We start from the raw sequence: 16,788 nt of genomic DNA, 5'->3' as shown, positions 1-16,788 counted from the left end.
AACGGCGCACCGTCGTGGAAGGTGACGCCCTGACGCAACGTCAACTCCAGATAGGAACCGTCCGGAGCGAACTCCCACGACTCCGCCAGACCCGGCTGGAGATCACCGTTCCCATCCACGACCGTCAGCCGGTCGAAAATCGGTGTGAGGTAGCCCCATCCGCCGTAGCTGGTCTGCATGTACGGGTCCAGGTTGCGGGTGGGTGCACTCGCCGTGACCCGCAGGATCGCGCTGGAGTCGAGATCGCCGGACGCTTCGGACGTCGTCGTCGACGCAGCGCCACCACCGCAGCCGGCGAGAACCGCGGCGGCCGCAGCCATCACAGCCAGGTTCCTCGACCTGCGAAGCCACTTGTCCATCATGCAATGCCTCCTGAAGAGATCCACGACGAAACGGCCCGTGCCGTACGCGTGATCGCGCTTTCGTGTTGTGCACAGCTGGAAGCGGACCACCTGCCCGACTGGTGCGTCGACTCGGACGGTTCGCGCCACACGAGCTACTGGCGAGTAGCCCGAAAAAGTTGCAGCAAAGGGTCTTTCGACTCTTCTGTCGCCGCTGGAAGGGACCCTAGCAGCCCGCCGCACTCAGTGTGCGTCGAATCACATCAGCAAGTAGCCGTACGATTCGACACCCACGACCGCGCCTGTTCCGGGCAGCCGGAAATGGCACACGGCAGATCGTCGTGCGCCTCCGGAATGCCTTGTCGGCAAAGGTTTTCACATGGTCAGACTCGTTCGACGATCGCCCCGGATGCCATCGCCCCACCGGCGCACACGGCGACCAGTGCACGTTCACCGTCGCGGCGTTCGAGCTCGTCCATCACGGCCGCGATCAACCGCACGCCCGACGATCCGACCGGATGGCCGAGTGCGATCGCCCCGCCGTTGACGTTGAGGCGGTCCTCGTCGACGCCGTGCACGCGGGCCATGGACATCGGTACCGCTGCGAAGGCCTCATTGACCTCGAACAGATCGATGTCTTTGACGGACAACCCGGTTCGCTCGAGGAGGTACTCGGTGGCCTGCACCGGGCCGTCCAGGAGGAAGCGCGTCTCCGCGCCGATGAGGCACTGCGCGACGATCCGGGCCCGCGGACGCAACCCGAGTCCCCGGGCGACGTTCTCGTCCATCAGCACCGCGGCCGCGGCGCCGTCGGAGATCTGCGACGAGGTCCCCGCGGTGTGCAGTCCACCCTCGAGAACGGGCTCGAGTCGGGCGAGCGCCTCCATCGACGTGTCCCGCAGACCCTGGTCGCGGGACACCGCGGTGGGCGCCTGCCCCTCCGCGGCGGGGACCTTCACGGGGACTATCTGACCGTCGAATCGACCGGCCTCCCACGCGGCGGCCGCGCGTTGCTGAGACCGGAGCCCGAACGCGTCGAGGTCCTCGCGCGTGAACCCTCGCCGCCGCGCGATACGATCGGCGCCCTCGAACTGGGCCGGAATGTCCACACTCCAGCCCGGCGGCTTGGGGCTGCCGACGTCGCCGCTGATGTTGGAAAGCAGCGGAACTCGGGACATCGCCTCGACTCCGCAGGCCATGCCCGCATCGATGACACCGGCAGCGATCTGGGCGGCGATCAGATTCACCGACTGCTGACCGGACCCGCACTGCGAGTCGATCGTCGTCACGCCGGTCCGCTCCGGCAGGCCCGCATGCAGCCAAGCGTTGCGACTGACGTTCGACGCCTGCTCCCCCGCCTGCGTGACGCAGCCGCCGATCACCTGCTCGACGATGGTGGGATCGAGATTCAGGCGCTCGAGCAGTCCCGACTGGACGGCACCCAGAAGTTCCGCGGCGTGCAGGCCCGACAGCCAGCCACCGCGTCGACCGATCGGCGACCTGGCCGCGTCGACTATCACCGGGGTACCCATTGCAGTCCTCCTCGAGCAGCACGAACGTCCGGAACGTATTTCTTGATACAGAGGAATCGACGACCTGTGTGGCGCAAGTCTCACTGGGTGGGCACGGCGGGCACGGCAATCTCGCGCTGGTCGCGCGTTCCAGCAAAACGAACATGTGACCGGTCGAGATCGCGGACGTCCCGTACACCGAGGAGCGTCAGCCCCCGCTCGATCTCCGACTTCAGGATGGTCAGTACCTGCTCGACTCCGTGCTCCCCGGCCACCGCCATCCCGTACAGGCACGGTCTGCCGATCAACACCGCGTCCGCGCCGAGCGCGAGCGCCTCGAGCACGTCGGTGCCACGCCGGATCCCGCCGTCGAGAAGTACCTCGGCCCGGCCGGCGACGGCGTCGACCACCGTCGGCAGCGCCGCCACCGACGGCACACAGCCGTCCAACTGGCGACCACCGTGATTCGACACGACGAGGCCGTCGATCCCGAGGTCGACAGCGCGGACGGCATCCTCGGCGCGCAGCACCCCCTTGACGTAGAGGCGGCCGTGCCAGTTGTCCCGCATCCAGGCCAGGTCGTCCCAGTTCAACCGCGACTGCACGAGGTGCCGCTCCTGGACCTCGATCGACGCGAGCGCCGCGGTGACGCCGTCCCCGGATGCCAGGTTCCGGCCGCCGATCCGCCGATGCTTCACGACGTCGTAGGCCCATCGCGGGTGCCGGGAGACGTCGAGCAGGCGGCGCGGGGTGAGAACGGGCGGCACGCCCATCCCTTCCCTCTTCTCGCCCTCGCGATTGCCGACGGTCGGGACGTCGACCGTCACGAACAGGGAGCGGAAGCCGGCCGCCCACGCACGGCGCATGAGGGCCGCGGCCACACCGCCTGCACCGGGGTAGAGCTGGAAGGCGTGCTCATCGGTGGCCGCGTCGGCGATCTCCTCGACCGACCACGTCGACGCCGTGCTCACGACACAGCGGGTTCCCACGCGCTCCGCCGCGCGGATCGCGTCGAGGTCGCCGCTCCACCGGGTGAGCCCGTTGAAGCCCGTGGGCGCGGTGAGCACCGGCATCGAGACGGGCAGCCCGGCAACTTCGGTGGTGAGGTCGTGGGTGTCGTGGCCGGCCAGGACGCTCGGCACGAGCCACCAGTCGTCGAACGCGGAGCGGTTGCCCGCGACGGTGCGCAGATCGTCCGCTCCGCCCTCGACGTATGTCCACACCATGCGCGGCAGTCGTCGCTGCGCGGCGCGGCGATAGTCCTCGACGTTGAGCAGCTCGCCGGAAGTGCGCCAGCGCCAGTCGAATCCGAGTGCCTTCATCGGGACACCGCCACCCGTGGTCCGTCGGCGTACGCAGCGATCTTCCGCACGATCGCCGCCCAGCACCGGTCACGGACGTCGTCGGTGATGCTCGCCGCGTGCGGGGTCACCACCACCCCCGGCGCGGTCCACAGACCGTGGTCGACGGGCAGTGGTTCGGGATCGGTGACGTCGAGGATCGCGGACACGCGCGCGTCCCGCGCCGCGGCGAGCAGTGCCTCCGTGTCCACCAGTTCGCCTCGTCCTGCGTTGACCAGCACCGCACCGTCCTTCATCGTCGCGAGGAACACCGCATCGACGAGGTGCACGGTCGAATCGTCGAGCGGCAGTGCCAGGATCACGGCGTCCTGGTCACCGAGTTCGGCTCGGCCGTGCTCGACGTCCACGACCCCGGCGCGCGCCGTCCGCCCGACCAGGGTGACCGTACAACCGAACGGTTCGAGCCGGCGGCGAACGTTCTCGCCGATGTCGCCCGCACCGAACACCATCACGCGCTTGCCCGACAACGTCCCGGTCGGGTGCGCCTGCCAACACCGCTGCTGCTGCTTGAGCCGGTAGCCGGCGAGATCACGGACATGGGCGAGCAACTGCGCGACGACCCACTCCGCCACCGGCCCGCCGTGCGCCCGATCCGCGTTCGACACCCGCACTCCGTCGGGTACGACGTCGGCCCAACGCTCGACACCCGAGGAGAACAACTGCACCATCCGCAACCATGGCAGCTGCGCGAAGAGCGGACCGGCATCCGCGGGGTCGAGTCGGTGCGCCACCAGAATCTCAGCCTCGCAAGCGATGTCCGGCAGTCGACCGTTCCCCGGGTCGTACACGACGGCGCGGACGCCCGGCACCTGCGCGAGGGCCGAGACGCCGCGCTCCTCCGGAACGAGCACCACGATCGGCGTCACCGGGCGAACTCCGCGCCCTCGGCCCGCCGAGCCGCCACCCGCGCGAGGATGTCGGCGGGCCAGATCGGCCGCGAGTTCCGGCGATAGTGCTCCCACGTCGCCTCGAGCACCTCGGATTCGCTACAGCCACCCAGCAACTCGGCCCAGTAGTACTCGTCGAGGCGCTCACCGGGTGCACGCCGCTCGATCCCGGAGATGATCCGGATGACCTCGCGGCACGTGAAGATGTCCGCCGCTCGTTCCGCCGAGGCGGGACGGGCCTCGAGCGGGCCCGGTGCCGCCTCCACGGTGATCGCCGGCACGGTCATCGCGGCCTGGACAGGATCTTCTCGGCGAGAACCGGATCCGCCCGCAGGCCCGAGCGCACCGCCGATTCCCAGAAGCCGTGGTATCCGTTGCCGTCGTTCTTCAGCTGCCGGTCGAGCCACCAGTCCGGGAGCGACGTCTTGTCGGGACCGCCGGCCACCCGCACCATCCATGCGTTCTTGCAGCGCTGCTCGAGGGCGACCGCACGGAGGAACACCGCCCGCGCGGTGTCCGCGATGACGAAGACGCCGTGTCCACCCAGCAGCGCACGATCTGCGTCGCCGATCGCACGGACCGCCTTCTCGGCGGCTTCCATGCTGTTGACGGCGCCGTCGTACTCGTCGACCAGTACCAGCTCACCGCCGCCGAGGCTGGAACTCTGGTCGTATGCCGGTGGCACCTCCGCGAGGTCGCCCCACACGGTGCCGTACTCGGAGTGGTTGTGCAGCGCGTACACCACGTCGGGGCGGGCGTTGTGCAGCGCCAGGTGCAGCGGAATGCCGAGCGGAACGGGCCACTCTCCCTCGATCAGGTTGCCCTGCAGATCGATTCGGATGATGTCCTCCGGAAGCATCTCCTCCCACGTCAGTAGCCACGGATTGCACAGCAGCGTGCCGTCGCCGAGGTTGTAGGTGATGTGTCCCGCCAGGTGGTCGCGGTACCCCTCGTTCCACAGGGTGCGACCGAGCATCACGATCTCCTCCCGGGGGTCGAGCTCCGGGATCAGGCGATCTGCGGTCGGTGTGAACTTCATTGACGTTCTCTCCTCTCGGTTCCGAGGCGGGCCGGCCTCGGACGGTGCTGTGGTGCCGTGCTCAGTCGAGTCGCCCGCATCGCCAGGGCTCGAGGAATTCTCCGACGGCCCTCACGACATCGGAGTGGGCGTCGTCGATGAAGAAGTGGCCTCCCGGAACGACTTCTCCGGTCACGTTGTGCGCAAACCGCTTCCAGACGTTCAGCGGATGCTCGCGCCGGGCGAGGAGCCCGCGGTCGCCCCACAGGACGAGGACCGGGCAGGTGATCCGGCGTCCGGCGTCGAGCGCGTCGTGCTCGAGGTCGACCGACGCCCCGGCTCGATAGTCCTCGCACGTCGCATGGACCACGGCCGGATCCCGGAAGTAGCTCTTGTAGTGCTCGATGTCCTCGTCGGACATCGAGGTCTGCCCTCCTCCGGCAAGTCCCAGCACGTTGTCCATCCAGGCATCCGGATTTCCGTCGATGAGCTGCTCGGCGAGCCGGTGCGGTCGGATCAGGAAGAACCAGTGGAAGTATGCGGTGGCCAACTGCCGATCGGTGCTCGCGTAGACCTCCGAGGTCGGCAGGATGTCCAGGAGCACCGCCTGTGCCACCTTCTCCGGATGATCCAGGCACATGCGATGCACGACCCGCGCACCCCGATCGTGGCCGGCGACCGCAAATCTGTCGAAGCCCAACCTGCGCATGACTTCCACCTGGTCGCCGGCCATCGCCCGCTTGGCGTACGTCGTGTGGGCGTCGTCGCTCACCGGCTTGCTGCTGTCGCCGTAACCACGGAGATCGGTGGTGACGACGGTGAAGCGGTCGGCGAGGTCGTCGGCTACCCGTTGCCAGACACGCCGAGTCTGCGGGTACCCGTGCAGCAGCAACTGCGGCGGCCCCGACCCCACGACCCGGGTGGCGATCTCCACGTCTCCTACGTCGACGAGCAAGTGTCTCCCCCTCAGTCCCGGGGCAGAACGATCTCGGGCAGCGGATGCCGGTAGAGCTTGGCGGCGTTCTCGCTGCACATCATTCGCAGATCCTTCGCCGGGAATCCGCCCCAGTACTCCTCGACGACGCTCTGCGTGTGCGGCCACGTGCCGTCACCGTGCGGGTAGTCGGTCTCGAGCATGATGTTCTCGACTCCGATGACCTCGCGGAGTGCGATCGTGGACGGATCGTCGAGCGTGCAGAACCAGAAGTTGCGGCGCAGGATGTCCGCCGGACGGTCTGCCCAGCCCAGGCCGTAGCCCGATCGGTCGATGATGTTGTCCAGCCGGTCGATCAACATCGGCACCCAGCCGATCCCGCCCTCGCTCATCGCGATCTTCAGCGTCGGATGCTCCTTGGGGTAGCCCGACCACAACCACTCGCTGCACGCCGCGAGCGAGAGCTGTCCGAACATGGTGGCACCCAACTGGAGTCCGGGCGCGCCCTGCGGGTACTGGTACATGCCCGAACTGCCGACGTGCAGCGAGATGACGGTGTCGGTGTCGACACAGGCCTGGATGATCGGATCCCAGTGGTCGCGATCCCACAGCGACGGCAGACCGATGGCATGCGGCCGCTCCGGGAAGGTGACCGACGTGAAGCCGCGCTCGGCGTTGCGCTTGATCTCCTTGACGGCCTCGACCGGATCGGTGAGATAGGTGATGCCACCGGGGATCACGCGCGTCGGGTACTCCAGGTACCACTCGTTGTAGAGCCAGTCGTTCCAGGCGCGCACCGCGGCGATACCGACCTCCTTGTCGGAGGCGTGCGCGAAGACCCGGCCACAGAAGCCGGTGATCTGGGACGGGAAGTTGAGCATCGCCCAGATGCCGCCCAGATCCATGTCCTTGACGCGCGCATGGATGTCGTAGCAGCCCGGCCGCATCTGATCGAAGCGGAACGGCTCGTACTTGACGGACTCCTTGCGCCGTCCGGCGACCGCGTTCATGCCGACCTGGGAGTAGATGTTGCCGTCGAACTCCCAGACCTGTGCGCCCTCCTCGTTCTCGAGGATCTTCGGTCCACGGTCCTTCAACGCCGCGGGCATCCAGGTCTCGAACAGGTGCGCCGGCTCCACCACGTGGTCGTCGACGGAGATGACCGTGTACTTGACCTCGGCCTGCTCGGGCTCGGGGTTGAAGAGGGCGGGATCGAGTTCCTGATTGACAGCCGTCACGGAAATCTCCTTCGTCGAATCGCGTTGTAGCACAGCCCCTTGCGGAGTTAGTATCGATATGCGATACTCACTATCACTTTCAGATACACACAGTAGGGGTGATCCAGATCGCAGTCAAGACACTCGGCACACTCGCGCGCGGTCTTCGCGTCGTCGAGGCCGTCGCCGCGCACCAACCCATCGGCCTCACTGCGCTGTGCCAGGCGCTCGGCGAGGACAAGAGCGCCATGCAGCGCACGCTCGCGACGCTGCACGAGGCCGGCTGGATCCGCCCACTGGCCGATACTCCGCCACGGTGGGAACTGTCGACGAAGCCGTTGGTCGTCGCCGGACGCGCCCTGAACACGTCGTCCCTGCCGGCGCGCGCTCGGCCACTGCTGGCATCCATCCGCGACGCGACCGGCGAGACCGCACACCTCGCACTGCTCGACGGAACGACGATCGTCGTCGTCGACGTCGCCGAGGGTCGGCAGATGGTCCGCACCGCATTACAGGTCGGCGCGGTCCACCCCCCGGAAACCAGCGCCGCGGGACGCGCCATCTTCGCCCACCTCACCCCCGAGGAACGCGCGGACCTGGCGGATGCTCCCGACGCGCTGCTCGCGGAGGCCGAATACGACGTGATCCGCGAGCGCGGGTGGTCGCTGTGCGAGGGAGCCGTCCAGCAAGGCTCGACGAGCATCGCCGCCGCCGTCACCGACCTCGGCGGGAAGCCGTTGGGCGCGCTCGTGGTCAGCGGCCCCGACAGTCGATTGACCCCCGAGAAGTACGCCGAGGCCGGGACGCTGCTCCGGAACACGGTCGCCGAACTCGGTGGAGGGCGCCCCTAGCAGGCGAAACCCGACGCCGGCCCCGCGTGACCGTTGCCATCGTGACAATGACCATTGTATGGTTCAGCTAACAGTAACCATCAGTCACACACAGATGGCCTCGCCGCGACTGCGGCCGTGACACGAACGAGGGGTAGTCATGACCACTGCGACTCCGTCGACTCGCACAGCTCCGCCGGTATCCGACCGCGAGGAGACCGCGCGCCGGCTGCTCGCCTCGTCGGCGCGCAAGTCCTACGACCCGATGGTCGAGGTCGACTGGGACGCACCGCTGCCCACCGACAAGTACGGCCTCACCCCCGAGTGGAGCACGCTCTACGGCACCGCCCTGTGGGACGAGATGAGCGAAGAGCAGAGGATCACGCTCACCAAGCACGAGGCCGCGAGTGTCTCCAGCGTCGGCCTGTGGTTCGAGATCCTGCTCATGCAGATGCTGCTGCGCGACGTGTACGGCCGCGACAAGCACTCGCGGCACGTCCAGTTCGCGCTCACCGAGGTCGCCGACGAATGCCGCCACTCGGTGATGTTCGCCCGCGCCGGCGAACGCTTCGGCATGCCCGACTACGGCCCGATCCCGTTCATCCACAAGGCGGGTCGTCTGTGGGGCGGCTTCTTCCGCGGCGCCAACGCATACGCCAGCGTGATGGCCGCCGAGGAGATCCTCGACATGATGCAGCGCGACTTCATGAAGGACGAGCGCGTCCAACCGGTCACCCGCACCGTCAGCAAGATCCACGTCCTCGAGGAGGCGCGGCACATCCGCTTCGCTCGGGAAGAGGTCGGCCGGCGCCTGCAGGGCGCGAGCCGTGCCCGGTTGGCGATCGAGCGGGTCAACACCGCCACGGTGGTCTACTTCGTCATGAAGAGCATGATCCATCCCGACGTCTACGTGAACGCCGGTCTCGACAGGGAACGTGCACTCGAAGCGGCGCGCACCAACACCCACCACCACGACATGATCCGAACGTCAGGCTCCAAGCTCATGAGCTTCCTCGACGGCGTCGGCCTGGTCGGCGGGCCGTCGAAGGTGCTCTACAAGAAGGCTCGTCTGCTCTGACCACGGGGCACAGCGCGACATGCACAGTGGGCGAGCCGGTGAGGTCGACAACCCCGACGTCCGTCACATCGCGCTACGCGGAACGGGCCAGGCTCGCCGCCGGTCGGCCATTTCCTGACCGTCCACCCGGTCAGTCGAGTACGGTAGGTAGATGACTTCTTCCGGCACGGCCCGAGCAACCTCCCGCGACGCAATCCTGGAGGTCTTCGCTCGACAGGTCGCGCTGCAGGGGTACAGCGATACGAGCCTGGGAGAGATCGCGGCCGAGCTGGGATTGAGCAAAGGCACCATCGTCCACCACTTCGGGAGCAAGGAACGACTCCTCAACGAAGTCCACGAGTCGTACTTCGAGCGCCGGTTTCTCGAACTCGATTTCATCGAGCGCACGTTCGACGACCCCGCGGTGCAGCTGTCGGCAGTCATCTACGCACTCCTCGCCGCACACCGAGACGATCGGGATGCGACGCTGACATTTCTCCGAGAGTTCGTCCGGTACAACGTCGGCGGTCTCAGCGAGGATCTGCGCGCACGACGAGCCGACTGGAGCAACACCGTCGTCGCCATCATCGAGAGAGGCGTGGAACAGCAGATCTTCAGAACGGAAGACCCGACTCTCACCTCGTTGCATCTGTTCGGAATGTGCAACTACGCGTGGACGTGGTACCGCCCCGAGGGTCGCCTGACGGTGGAGGAGATCACTGCTTCGTTCGCGTCGGAGTTCCTCCTCGGAATCTGTGTCCCGAAGAAGCTGAACAAGGTCGGCGTCGAGAAGGCTGTCGCCAAGGCGATCGAGGGCCTGCAGAAGCTTCCCGGTCGAGCTCCCACCTCCGGGCGCAGCTCTGCCGCGTAGCACCCGATGCCGATCGGCAATCTAGCCGCGGATGTTCAGGGCGGCGCACCAGATATCGGTAAGTGAGTCGAGATACGCGTCGTAGTCCGGGCTCGACCTGTCCTGCAACCAACTCCGCTTACCCGCCTGGCCCAGTTGCAGCATCAGCAACTCGATCTTGCGGCGAGCCTCGGCTCGTTCCTCCGCCGACTCGAACTGCCCCAGGTAGCCGTGGCACTCTTCGAACAACATGTTCGGAATCCGGGACAACGAGGGCAGTGCATCGTGCTCCACGCGCATGGCCTCGTCCCACGCCGACACGATATTGCTGTGTGCCGCCCACCATTTCGCACATTCCGCGATGAACTCGCGGACAGCTGCCCTCGAACCTCCCGACAGAGCCTTGTCCATCAACCGCCAGACGTCGCGCACGGTCCTGTCCAGCAAGTCCTGCATGGCGGCCCGCAACACCTCGGTCTTGCCCGAGAAGTGGAGGTAGAACGTGGCTCTATTGACGTTGGCGGCGGCCGAGATGTCGCTGACCGACACGGCGGAGTAGCCGGAACGTTCGAAGAACTGGGTCGCAACCCTGACGATCCGGGCGCGAGTGGCACGCTTCTGTTCCTGGCGTAGCGAGATCGGCGGCCTCGCCGCCCTGGGAGCTTTCGACGTTGCAGCCACGAGCAGGATCCTACTCGTCCGTAGGAAGCGGAATGGGTCTCGGCCCGAGGAACCATCACGTCTGACGGCAACGCGACCTGTGCCGGCACCTCGGACAGGGGATCGACCGCACCGACCGTCGTGACCGATCCCCGCCCGACGTCTAGAGTTGCATCGACTTGATCTCGAGGAACTCTTCGAGCCCGTACACGCCCAGCTCACGCCCGATTCCGGACTGCTTGTACCCGCCGAAAGGCGCGTTCGGGTTGAAGGACCCCCCGTTTATCGACACCTGGCCGGCGCGGATCCGGCCGGCCACGAGACGCGCGGCCGCGGGGTCGGCAGACCAGACCGCAGCGGCCAGGCCGTAGTCGGTGTCGTTGGCGATCTCGACTGCCTCGTCCACCGTGTCGTACGGGACCAGCGAGAGCACTGGACCGAAGATCTCCTCACGATGGATCGTCATCTTCGGCGTGACATCGGAGAAGACCGTCGGGCGCACGTAGTAGCCGATCTCCCCGAGCGGTTCGCTACCCCCGGTGACCAGTGTCGCGCCCTCCTCGACGCCGCGGTCGATGTAGCCGCGCACCCGGTCGAGCTGCGCCTTCGATACCAACGGGCCGAGTCGCGTGTCCGGTGAGGTGGGAGCGCCGACGACCATCGACTCGGCAATCGTCTTCGCGAGTCGCTCGGTCTCCTCCAGGCGTTCACGGGGCACGAGCAGGCGGGTCAGCGCCGTGCAGGTCTGGCCGGAATTGATCATCGAACCGAACACCGCGGCCGGCATGAGGGCAGCCAGGTCGGCGTCGGGCAACACCACGGTCGGGCTCTTACCGCCCAATTCCAGGGAGACCTTCTTGACGGTGTCCGCGGCCACCTTGGCGACCTCCTTACCGGCCCTGGTCGAGCCGGTGAACGAGACCGCATCGACATCCCGGTGTGCGGCGATGGCCTGTCCCACCACCGGACCCGTGCCGCTGACAAGATTGAACACCCCGGGCGGAAAGCCGGCCGCATCGATCACATCCGCCAACAGCCAAGCGTCGAGCGGCGCCACCTCGGAGGGCTTGACGACTACGGTGTTGCCGGCAGCAAGCGCGTACGCGACCTTGGCAGCGATCTGGTGCATCGGGTAGTTCCACGGCGTGATGGCCCCGACGACGCCGATGGGCTCGCGCACGATCACGGAGTTCCCCTCGGACCGCTCGAACTCGAATGCCTCGACGACCTCCGCGGCGTGCGCAAAACTGTTGATCGGCACGGCCGTCTGAACTGCGTCGGCGAACCACGTGGGTGCACCCATTTCTCGGGTGATCAGGGACCCGAGTTCCGCGCGCCGCGCCGTGAGCCCCGCCGCGACCGCTCGGAGCAGTCTCGCCCGTTCGGCGACCGGGGTGTGCCACCAAGATTCGAACGCGCCACGCGCAGCGGCGACGGCGGCATCGACGTCGGCCTCGACACCATCGGGCACGGAAGCGATCACCTCCTCCGTGGCAGGGTCGGTCACGTCGATCGTCCCGGAACCGCGTGACGGGATCCACGATCCGTCGATGTAGATCAGCTCGTAGTCGCGCACGTTGTCTCTCCTCGTTCTCGTCGTTCAGTGGTCGGCGTCGCCGAAGGTGATGACGCCGCGCAGGTTCCTGCCTTCGAGCATGTCGGTGTACGCCTGGTTGATTTCTTCCAATCGGTAAGTGCTGGTGACGAGTTCATCCAGCTTCAACGCGCCGCTGCGGTAGAGGTTGAGCAGTCGGGGGATCTGCTCCCGCGGACCGACCCCACCGAAGATGGCGCCCTGCACACGTTTCTGCTGCAGCGTCAGTTCGTACAGGTTCATCGAGACGTCGTTGTCCATGGCGTTACCGAGGCCGACGACCACCACCTGACCACCCTTGCCGGTGACGGAGAGAGCCGGTCGGATCATGTCACCGTCGACGTGTCCCGCCGTCACGATCGTCACATTGGCCAGACGACCCCAGGTCAGATCGCGGATCGGCTCGAGCGCCTCCTCGAGCGAGGCGAAGACGTGTGTGGCGCCGAACTCCACTGCCTTCTCGCGTTTGAATTCGACTGGATCGATCGCGATCACGAATCGAGCCCCGGCGTGTGCCGCCCCCTGAACCGAGTTGATGCCGATACCGCCGACGCCGACGACCACGACGGTGTCGCCGGGGCGGGTGTCGCCGATCGACGTGGCCGATCCCCAGCCGGTGGAGACCCCACACCCCAGCAGTGCGGCCTTGTCCAACGGAATATCCTTCTCGATCTTGATCACCGACGCCTGGCTGACCGTCACGTAGGGCGCGAACGTGCCGAGCAGGCACATCGGGACGACAGGCTCGCCGTCGAGAGTGACACGATGCGTGCCGTCGGCAATGGCTTTGCCCGCCAGCAGCCCTGCACCCTTGTCGCACAGGTTCTGCAGACCCTGCGAGCACGGAGGACAGGTGCCGCAGGCCGGGATGAACGCGAGCACCACGTGATCGCCCACCTCGACATCGCTGACGCCCGGACCGACCTTGGTCACCACGCCCGCGCCCTCGTGCCCACCCAGGAGAGGCCACAGGGCCACCGGCGTTCCGCCGGTACGGAGATGGTGGTCCGAGTGGCACAGCCCCGAGGCGGCCAACTTCACCTGAACCTCACCCGCAACCGGATCACCGAGTTCGATCTCCTCGATGGTCCAGTCCTCGTCGACGCCACGGAGAACGGCAGCCTTCACCTTCATCTGAACACTCCAATCGTTGGGAATCTATGAATCAAGGGGTGACTACGGCGAATCCGGTGTCGAACTGATCGCAGTTGTCGAGCAGCTCGGACAACGCCGCTACACCTCCAACATCGGCGTCCACCGCACCTGATTCGATCGCCGATCGAGCATCGAGGCTTCCCAATGCCAGTCGTGCCAACACAATGCGGTCGAGCGAGATCTCGGGCACAGCCTCCGTCGACACCTCGACGCTGGAGCTGAGCACCCCGTGCCGGACCCGCACCGCACGACGTGCTCCGCTCTCACGCACATTCACGACGAAGTGCAGATCGAGTTCCGCGGCCGCGGGGCCGTTGAGCCGGATCGCCAGATAGTCCAACAGCATGTCGACGGTCATGGCGGCAGCGACATCGGACGTGACCGTACTCGGGCGCCGCCGGAAGATGCCGTCACGCAATTCCTTTGCACCGGTGAGGTAGAAGTTCCGCCACGGCCCGGATTCCGACTGGTAGCCGAGCTGTTCGAGTGCATCGGCCTGCAACTCTCTCGCAGCCCGATTCTCCGGCTCGGCGAACACCACGTGATCGACCACCTGGGCAACCCATCGGTAGTCGCCGGCCTGGAACGAGTCTCGGGCCCTTGCCAAGATCTGGTCCGCACCGCCCATGAACTCTACGTACCGACGCGCCGCCTGCTCGGGCTCGTGCGGGTTCAAGTGGGCCGGATTCCCGTCGAACCAACCGAGGTACTTCTGGTAGACCGCCTTGACGTTGTGGCTGAGAGTGCCGTAGTACCCGCGGTTGGCCCAGAACGACGACAGGGCCTGCGGCAGTTCGATACGCTCGGCGATCTCGACAGCGGTGCAGCCGTGCGAGGCCATGCGCAGCGTCTCGTCGTGGATGTACCGGTACAGGTCACGCTGACGTTCGAGGAACTCACGGACGTTCCCCTGTCCCCAGACCGGCCAATGATGACTGATGAACATCACGTCGGTCTCTCCACCGAACTGCTCCAATGCCTCCCCGAGATAGCGACTCCAGGTCCGAGCATCTCGAATCTCCGCCCCCCGCAACGTGTACAGGTTGTGCATGGTGTGAGAGGCATTCTCGGCCATGCACAATGCCCGCATGTCCGGGAAGTGGAAGTTCATCTCCGCCGGCGCCTCTGCCTCCGGGGTGTACTGGAAGACGACGCGAACGCCATCGATCACCAGCTCGGTGCCGGTCTCCGAAATCAACTCGGTCGGCTCGATCAGCGTGACGGTACCGTTCGGCACCGCAGGACCGAGACCCACCCCGACCTGCCCCCGCGGGGCCGCCGGCAGCGCTGCCCCGTACATATAGGTGCTCCGGCGGTTCATCGCGGTGCCCGCGTACACGTTCTCACTGATGGCGTGCTCGAGGAAACCGACCGGAGCAATGACTCGAACCTGCCCCGACTGCACCTGTTCCTCGGTGACGACGCCCTTCACACCACCGAAGTGATCGCCGTGGCTGTGGGTGTAGATCACCGCGCGCACCGGCCTGTCACCGATATGGCGGCGTACCAGACTCATTCCGGCGGCGGCAGACTCAACGGTCATCAGTGGATCGATGACGAGATATCCGGTGTCGGACTCGACCACCGTCATGTTGGCCAGATCGAAGCCGCGAATCTGGTGGATGCGGTCGACAACCTTGAAGAGACCGTGCCGACGGGTGAGCCGACTCTGGCGCCACAGCGCCGGGTGCACGGTGTCAGGAGCATCCGCATCGAGGAACCCGAAACGTTCGAGGTCCCAGACCGTACGCCCGTCCGAACCAGTGATCACCATAGGATCGAGAGTGGCCACGAATCCGCGATCGGCGTCATCGAAGTCTCGGCGATCATCGAGGTCGATCTGCTCGCACACAGCGCGGTGCGCCGCAGCGGTCCTGAGCGACGCCGGCTTCGGCTTGGTGGAATCCACAGAGTCCAACCGCCTTCCTGTCTACATTGATACTCGGAATCTATTGGTTGACAACCTGATTGGAATCGTCGACCGGAGATGGCGTCGACTGCCGACCTGACCGGCCGGCCGACGACGAATCCCGATCCGGGTTGATCAACAGTGCGCTGGCAACCGCACCGACGATCATGACGATCCCCAGGACGACGAAACCCTGGCGGTAGCCGGCCTCGGTCGTGGCGGCGTCACTGACGATGGAGCCGAGGACGACAGGTGCAATGGCACCAGCCAGGCTGTAGACGGCCACGACGAAGCCGAGGACCGCACCCCGCTGTCGCGGTGGTACGACGTCGGATACCGCCGACATGACGACACCGGCGCCGGCCGTCGCGAACGAGGCGCCCACCACGATCAGGAGGAGGTTCGCGATACCGCGGTCGAGCAGAGCGAACCCGATCGTGCTCAGACCCGCGCACGCCAGCATGGTCGCCGGCAGCACACCGCGAGACAGCCGGTTGGGTACTCCGCGCTTGGTCATCAGCCGGGACGCTATCCCCGCGGCGACCACCAGAACAGCAGCGACCGCGTAGGGCAAGGCGACCAGCGTACCGATCGACTCCTTGTCGTACCCCAGTCCCGAACGGAAGTAGAGCGGGAGCCAGCTGACCTTGATGGAGGCAGCGCAGTAGGCGCTGAACATGAACAGCATGACGCCCAGGATCGTCCGGTTCCGCAGGAGGGCGCCCCACGGAATCTTCGCGGTGCCACCCACTGCATTCGCCGCCGGAGCGCCCTCGTCGCCTTCGCTACCCCAGAACAGCCACAACGGCACCCACAGCAAGCCGACCACCGCCATTGCCGCGAACGCCGCATGCCACGACTGGTTCACGATGACGAAGGTGAGCAGCGGCGCCGCGATCACCGGACCGATCCCCGCGCCGGCGGTGACCACGGAGGCGGGGATCGTGCGACGTTCCGCCGCGAACCACGTGTGCACAACCGCCATGGCCATCGCCATCGCCGGGCCTTCGACGAAGCCGAGGAACATCCTGGACGCGATCAGGACAGCGTAGCTCTCACTCCAGATCATCGGCATCAGGCTCAGGGCCCACAACACGGCGACACTCGACAGCAGATACTTCGCCTTCACCCGGCCGATCAGGAATCCGCCGACGATGGCGCCCACCGCGAAGCACCAGAAGAAACTGCTCTGAACGATACCGAACTGCCGCTCGTCGATCCCGAGGTCCCGCATCAGGTCCGCGCCCGCGAGCCCGACGATCACTTTGTCGGCGAAATTGATGATCAGAAACGCGGAGAGAAGCGCGACAACCGTCCAGGCCCGACCCGGCGAATATCGCCCTGTAGCAACAACACTCGACTCGTTTGACACGGTAACGCTCATCGAATCTCCTTGACTCGGGCCGCGACGATCCCACCGTTGTCGGGCACTGGATACCTGAAATCCTCACCTGCTCGAATACT

The 16,788-nt window shown here is 66.4% G+C and carries 16 protein-coding genes; 3 read left to right on the top strand and 13 right to left on the bottom strand.

Translation table 11 applies throughout. The features are described from left to right. The 8 genes from AC1RIF_RS23835 to AC1RIF_RS23800 form a co-directional block, all read right to left on the bottom strand. Nucleotides 1-362 (bottom strand): ABC transporter substrate-binding protein (locus tag AC1RIF_RS23835; RefSeq protein ID WP_492603856.1); only part of this gene is annotated, 362 nt, incomplete at its 3' end. Between the two features lie 362 nt (nt 363-724). Then, on the bottom strand, nt 725-1,873 hold the full coding sequence (locus AC1RIF_RS23830; RefSeq protein ID WP_492603855.1) for a steroid 3-ketoacyl-CoA thiolase: 1,149 nt from the start codon (nt 1,871-1,873) through the stop codon (nt 725-727). Between the two features lie 80 nt (nt 1,874-1,953). Further along, nucleotides 1,954-3,174 (bottom strand): alpha-hydroxy acid oxidase, encoded by a 1,221-nt coding sequence (locus AC1RIF_RS23825; RefSeq protein WP_492603854.1) that lies wholly within the window; start codon nt 3,172-3,174, stop codon nt 1,954-1,956. Further along, nucleotides 3,171-4,079, bottom strand: coding sequence for an NAD(P)-dependent oxidoreductase (locus AC1RIF_RS23820; RefSeq protein ID WP_492603853.1), 909 nt, complete (start codon nt 4,077-4,079; stop codon nt 3,171-3,173). The genes AC1RIF_RS23825 and AC1RIF_RS23820 overlap by 4 nt, the downstream gene beginning before the upstream one ends. Continuing rightward, complete coding sequence (locus AC1RIF_RS23815; RefSeq protein ID WP_492603852.1) at nt 4,076-4,387, bottom strand: galactose-1-phosphate uridylyltransferase; 312 nt, start codon at nt 4,385-4,387, stop codon at nt 4,076-4,078. The genes AC1RIF_RS23820 and AC1RIF_RS23815 overlap by 4 nt, the downstream gene beginning before the upstream one ends. Further along, nucleotides 4,384-5,139, bottom strand: a complete 756-nt coding sequence (locus AC1RIF_RS23810; RefSeq protein ID WP_492603851.1) for a class II aldolase/adducin family protein — start codon at nt 5,137-5,139, stop codon at nt 4,384-4,386. Before AC1RIF_RS23810 ends, AC1RIF_RS23815 begins: the two co-directional genes overlap by 4 nt. Before the next feature lie 61 nt (nt 5,140-5,200). Then, nucleotides 5,201-6,073, bottom strand: coding sequence for an alpha/beta fold hydrolase (locus tag AC1RIF_RS23805; RefSeq protein ID WP_492603850.1), 873 nt, complete (start codon nt 6,071-6,073; stop codon nt 5,201-5,203). An 11-nt stretch (nt 6,074-6,084) separates the two neighbouring features. Next, nucleotides 6,085-7,290: an amidohydrolase family protein gene (locus AC1RIF_RS23800; protein WP_492603849.1), complete on the bottom strand. Its 1,206-nt coding sequence runs from the start codon at nt 7,288-7,290 to the stop codon at nt 6,085-6,087. A gap of 98 nt (nt 7,291-7,388) precedes the next feature. On the opposite strand from AC1RIF_RS23800, the gene AC1RIF_RS23795 reads away from it, so the two are divergent. The 3 genes from AC1RIF_RS23795 (at nt 7,389) to AC1RIF_RS23785 (ending at nt 10,027) form a co-directional block, all read left to right on the top strand. Next, on the top strand, nt 7,389-8,120 hold the full coding sequence (locus AC1RIF_RS23795; protein ID WP_492603848.1) for an IclR family transcriptional regulator: 732 nt from the start codon (nt 7,389-7,391) through the stop codon (nt 8,118-8,120). 139 nt (nt 8,121-8,259) lie between these two features. Next, the gene (locus AC1RIF_RS23790) at nt 8,260-9,177 is read left to right on the top strand and encodes an AurF N-oxygenase family protein (protein ID WP_492603847.1); all 918 of its coding nucleotides are present in this window, start codon (nt 8,260-8,262) and stop codon (nt 9,175-9,177) included. 151 nt (nt 9,178-9,328) lie between these two features. Beyond that, nucleotides 9,329-10,027 (top strand): TetR/AcrR family transcriptional regulator, encoded by a 699-nt coding sequence (locus AC1RIF_RS23785; protein ID WP_492603846.1) that lies wholly within the window; start codon nt 9,329-9,331, stop codon nt 10,025-10,027. Between the two features lie 21 nt (nt 10,028-10,048). On the opposite strand, the gene AC1RIF_RS23780 is transcribed toward AC1RIF_RS23785, so the two are convergent. The 5 genes from AC1RIF_RS23780 to AC1RIF_RS23760 all read right to left on the bottom strand — a co-directional run bounded on the left by AC1RIF_RS23780 (nt 10,049) and on the right by AC1RIF_RS23760 (nt 16,708). Continuing rightward, nucleotides 10,049-10,687, bottom strand: a complete 639-nt coding sequence (locus AC1RIF_RS23780; RefSeq protein ID WP_492603845.1) for a TetR/AcrR family transcriptional regulator — start codon at nt 10,685-10,687, stop codon at nt 10,049-10,051. Nucleotides 10,688-10,829: 142 nt separating this feature from the next. After that, nucleotides 10,830-12,242, bottom strand: a complete 1,413-nt coding sequence (locus AC1RIF_RS23775; protein WP_492603844.1) for an aldehyde dehydrogenase family protein — start codon at nt 12,240-12,242, stop codon at nt 10,830-10,832. Nucleotides 12,243-12,266: 24 nt separating this feature from the next. Continuing rightward, nucleotides 12,267-13,394, bottom strand: a complete 1,128-nt coding sequence (locus tag AC1RIF_RS23770; RefSeq protein WP_492603843.1) for an NDMA-dependent alcohol dehydrogenase — start codon at nt 13,392-13,394, stop codon at nt 12,267-12,269. A gap of 31 nt (nt 13,395-13,425) precedes the next feature. Then, nucleotides 13,426-15,189 carry an alkyl/aryl-sulfatase gene (locus AC1RIF_RS23765; RefSeq protein WP_492603842.1) on the bottom strand — a complete coding sequence of 588 codons (1,764 nt, stop codon included), beginning with the start codon at nt 15,187-15,189 and terminating at the stop codon, nt 13,426-13,428. 175 nt (nt 15,190-15,364) lie between these two features. After that, the gene (locus AC1RIF_RS23760; protein WP_492603841.1) at nt 15,365-16,708 is read right to left on the bottom strand and encodes an MFS transporter; all 1,344 of its coding nucleotides are present in this window, start codon (nt 16,706-16,708) and stop codon (nt 15,365-15,367) included. Between the last annotated feature and the right edge of the window lie 80 nt (nt 16,709-16,788).

It is taken from the genome of Prescottella sp. GW823-FHT02E09 (assembly GCF_058797375.1).
Note: the sequence above shows the minus strand (reverse complement) of the source record. Positions and strands in the feature narration are given on the sequence as shown.

Coding starts and splice junctions, on each gene's coding strand:
- AC1RIF_RS23770 (WP_492603843.1), bottom strand. CDS start 13,394: ATGAAGGTGAAGGCTGCCGTTCTCCGTGGCGTCGACGAGGACTGGACC.
- AC1RIF_RS23810 (WP_492603851.1), bottom strand. CDS start 5,139: ATGAAGTTCACACCGACCGCAGATCGCCTGATCCCGGAGCTCGACCCC.
- AC1RIF_RS23785 (WP_492603846.1), top strand. CDS start 9,329: ATGACTTCTTCCGGCACGGCCCGAGCAACCTCCCGCGACGCAATCCTG.
- AC1RIF_RS23830 (WP_492603855.1), bottom strand. CDS start 1,873: ATGGGTACCCCGGTGATAGTCGACGCGGCCAGGTCGCCGATCGGTCGA.
- AC1RIF_RS23815 (WP_492603852.1), bottom strand. CDS start 4,387: ATGACCGTGCCGGCGATCACCGTGGAGGCGGCACCGGGCCCGCTCGAG.
- AC1RIF_RS23765 (WP_492603842.1), bottom strand. CDS start 15,189: ATGGTGATCACTGGTTCGGACGGGCGTACGGTCTGGGACCTCGAACGT.
- AC1RIF_RS23760 (WP_492603841.1), bottom strand. CDS start 16,708: ATGAGCGTTACCGTGTCAAACGAGTCGAGTGTTGTTGCTACAGGGCGA.
- AC1RIF_RS23825 (WP_492603854.1), bottom strand. CDS start 3,174: ATGAAGGCACTCGGATTCGACTGGCGCTGGCGCACTTCCGGCGAGCTG.
- AC1RIF_RS23790 (WP_492603847.1), top strand. CDS start 8,260: ATGACCACTGCGACTCCGTCGACTCGCACAGCTCCGCCGGTATCCGAC.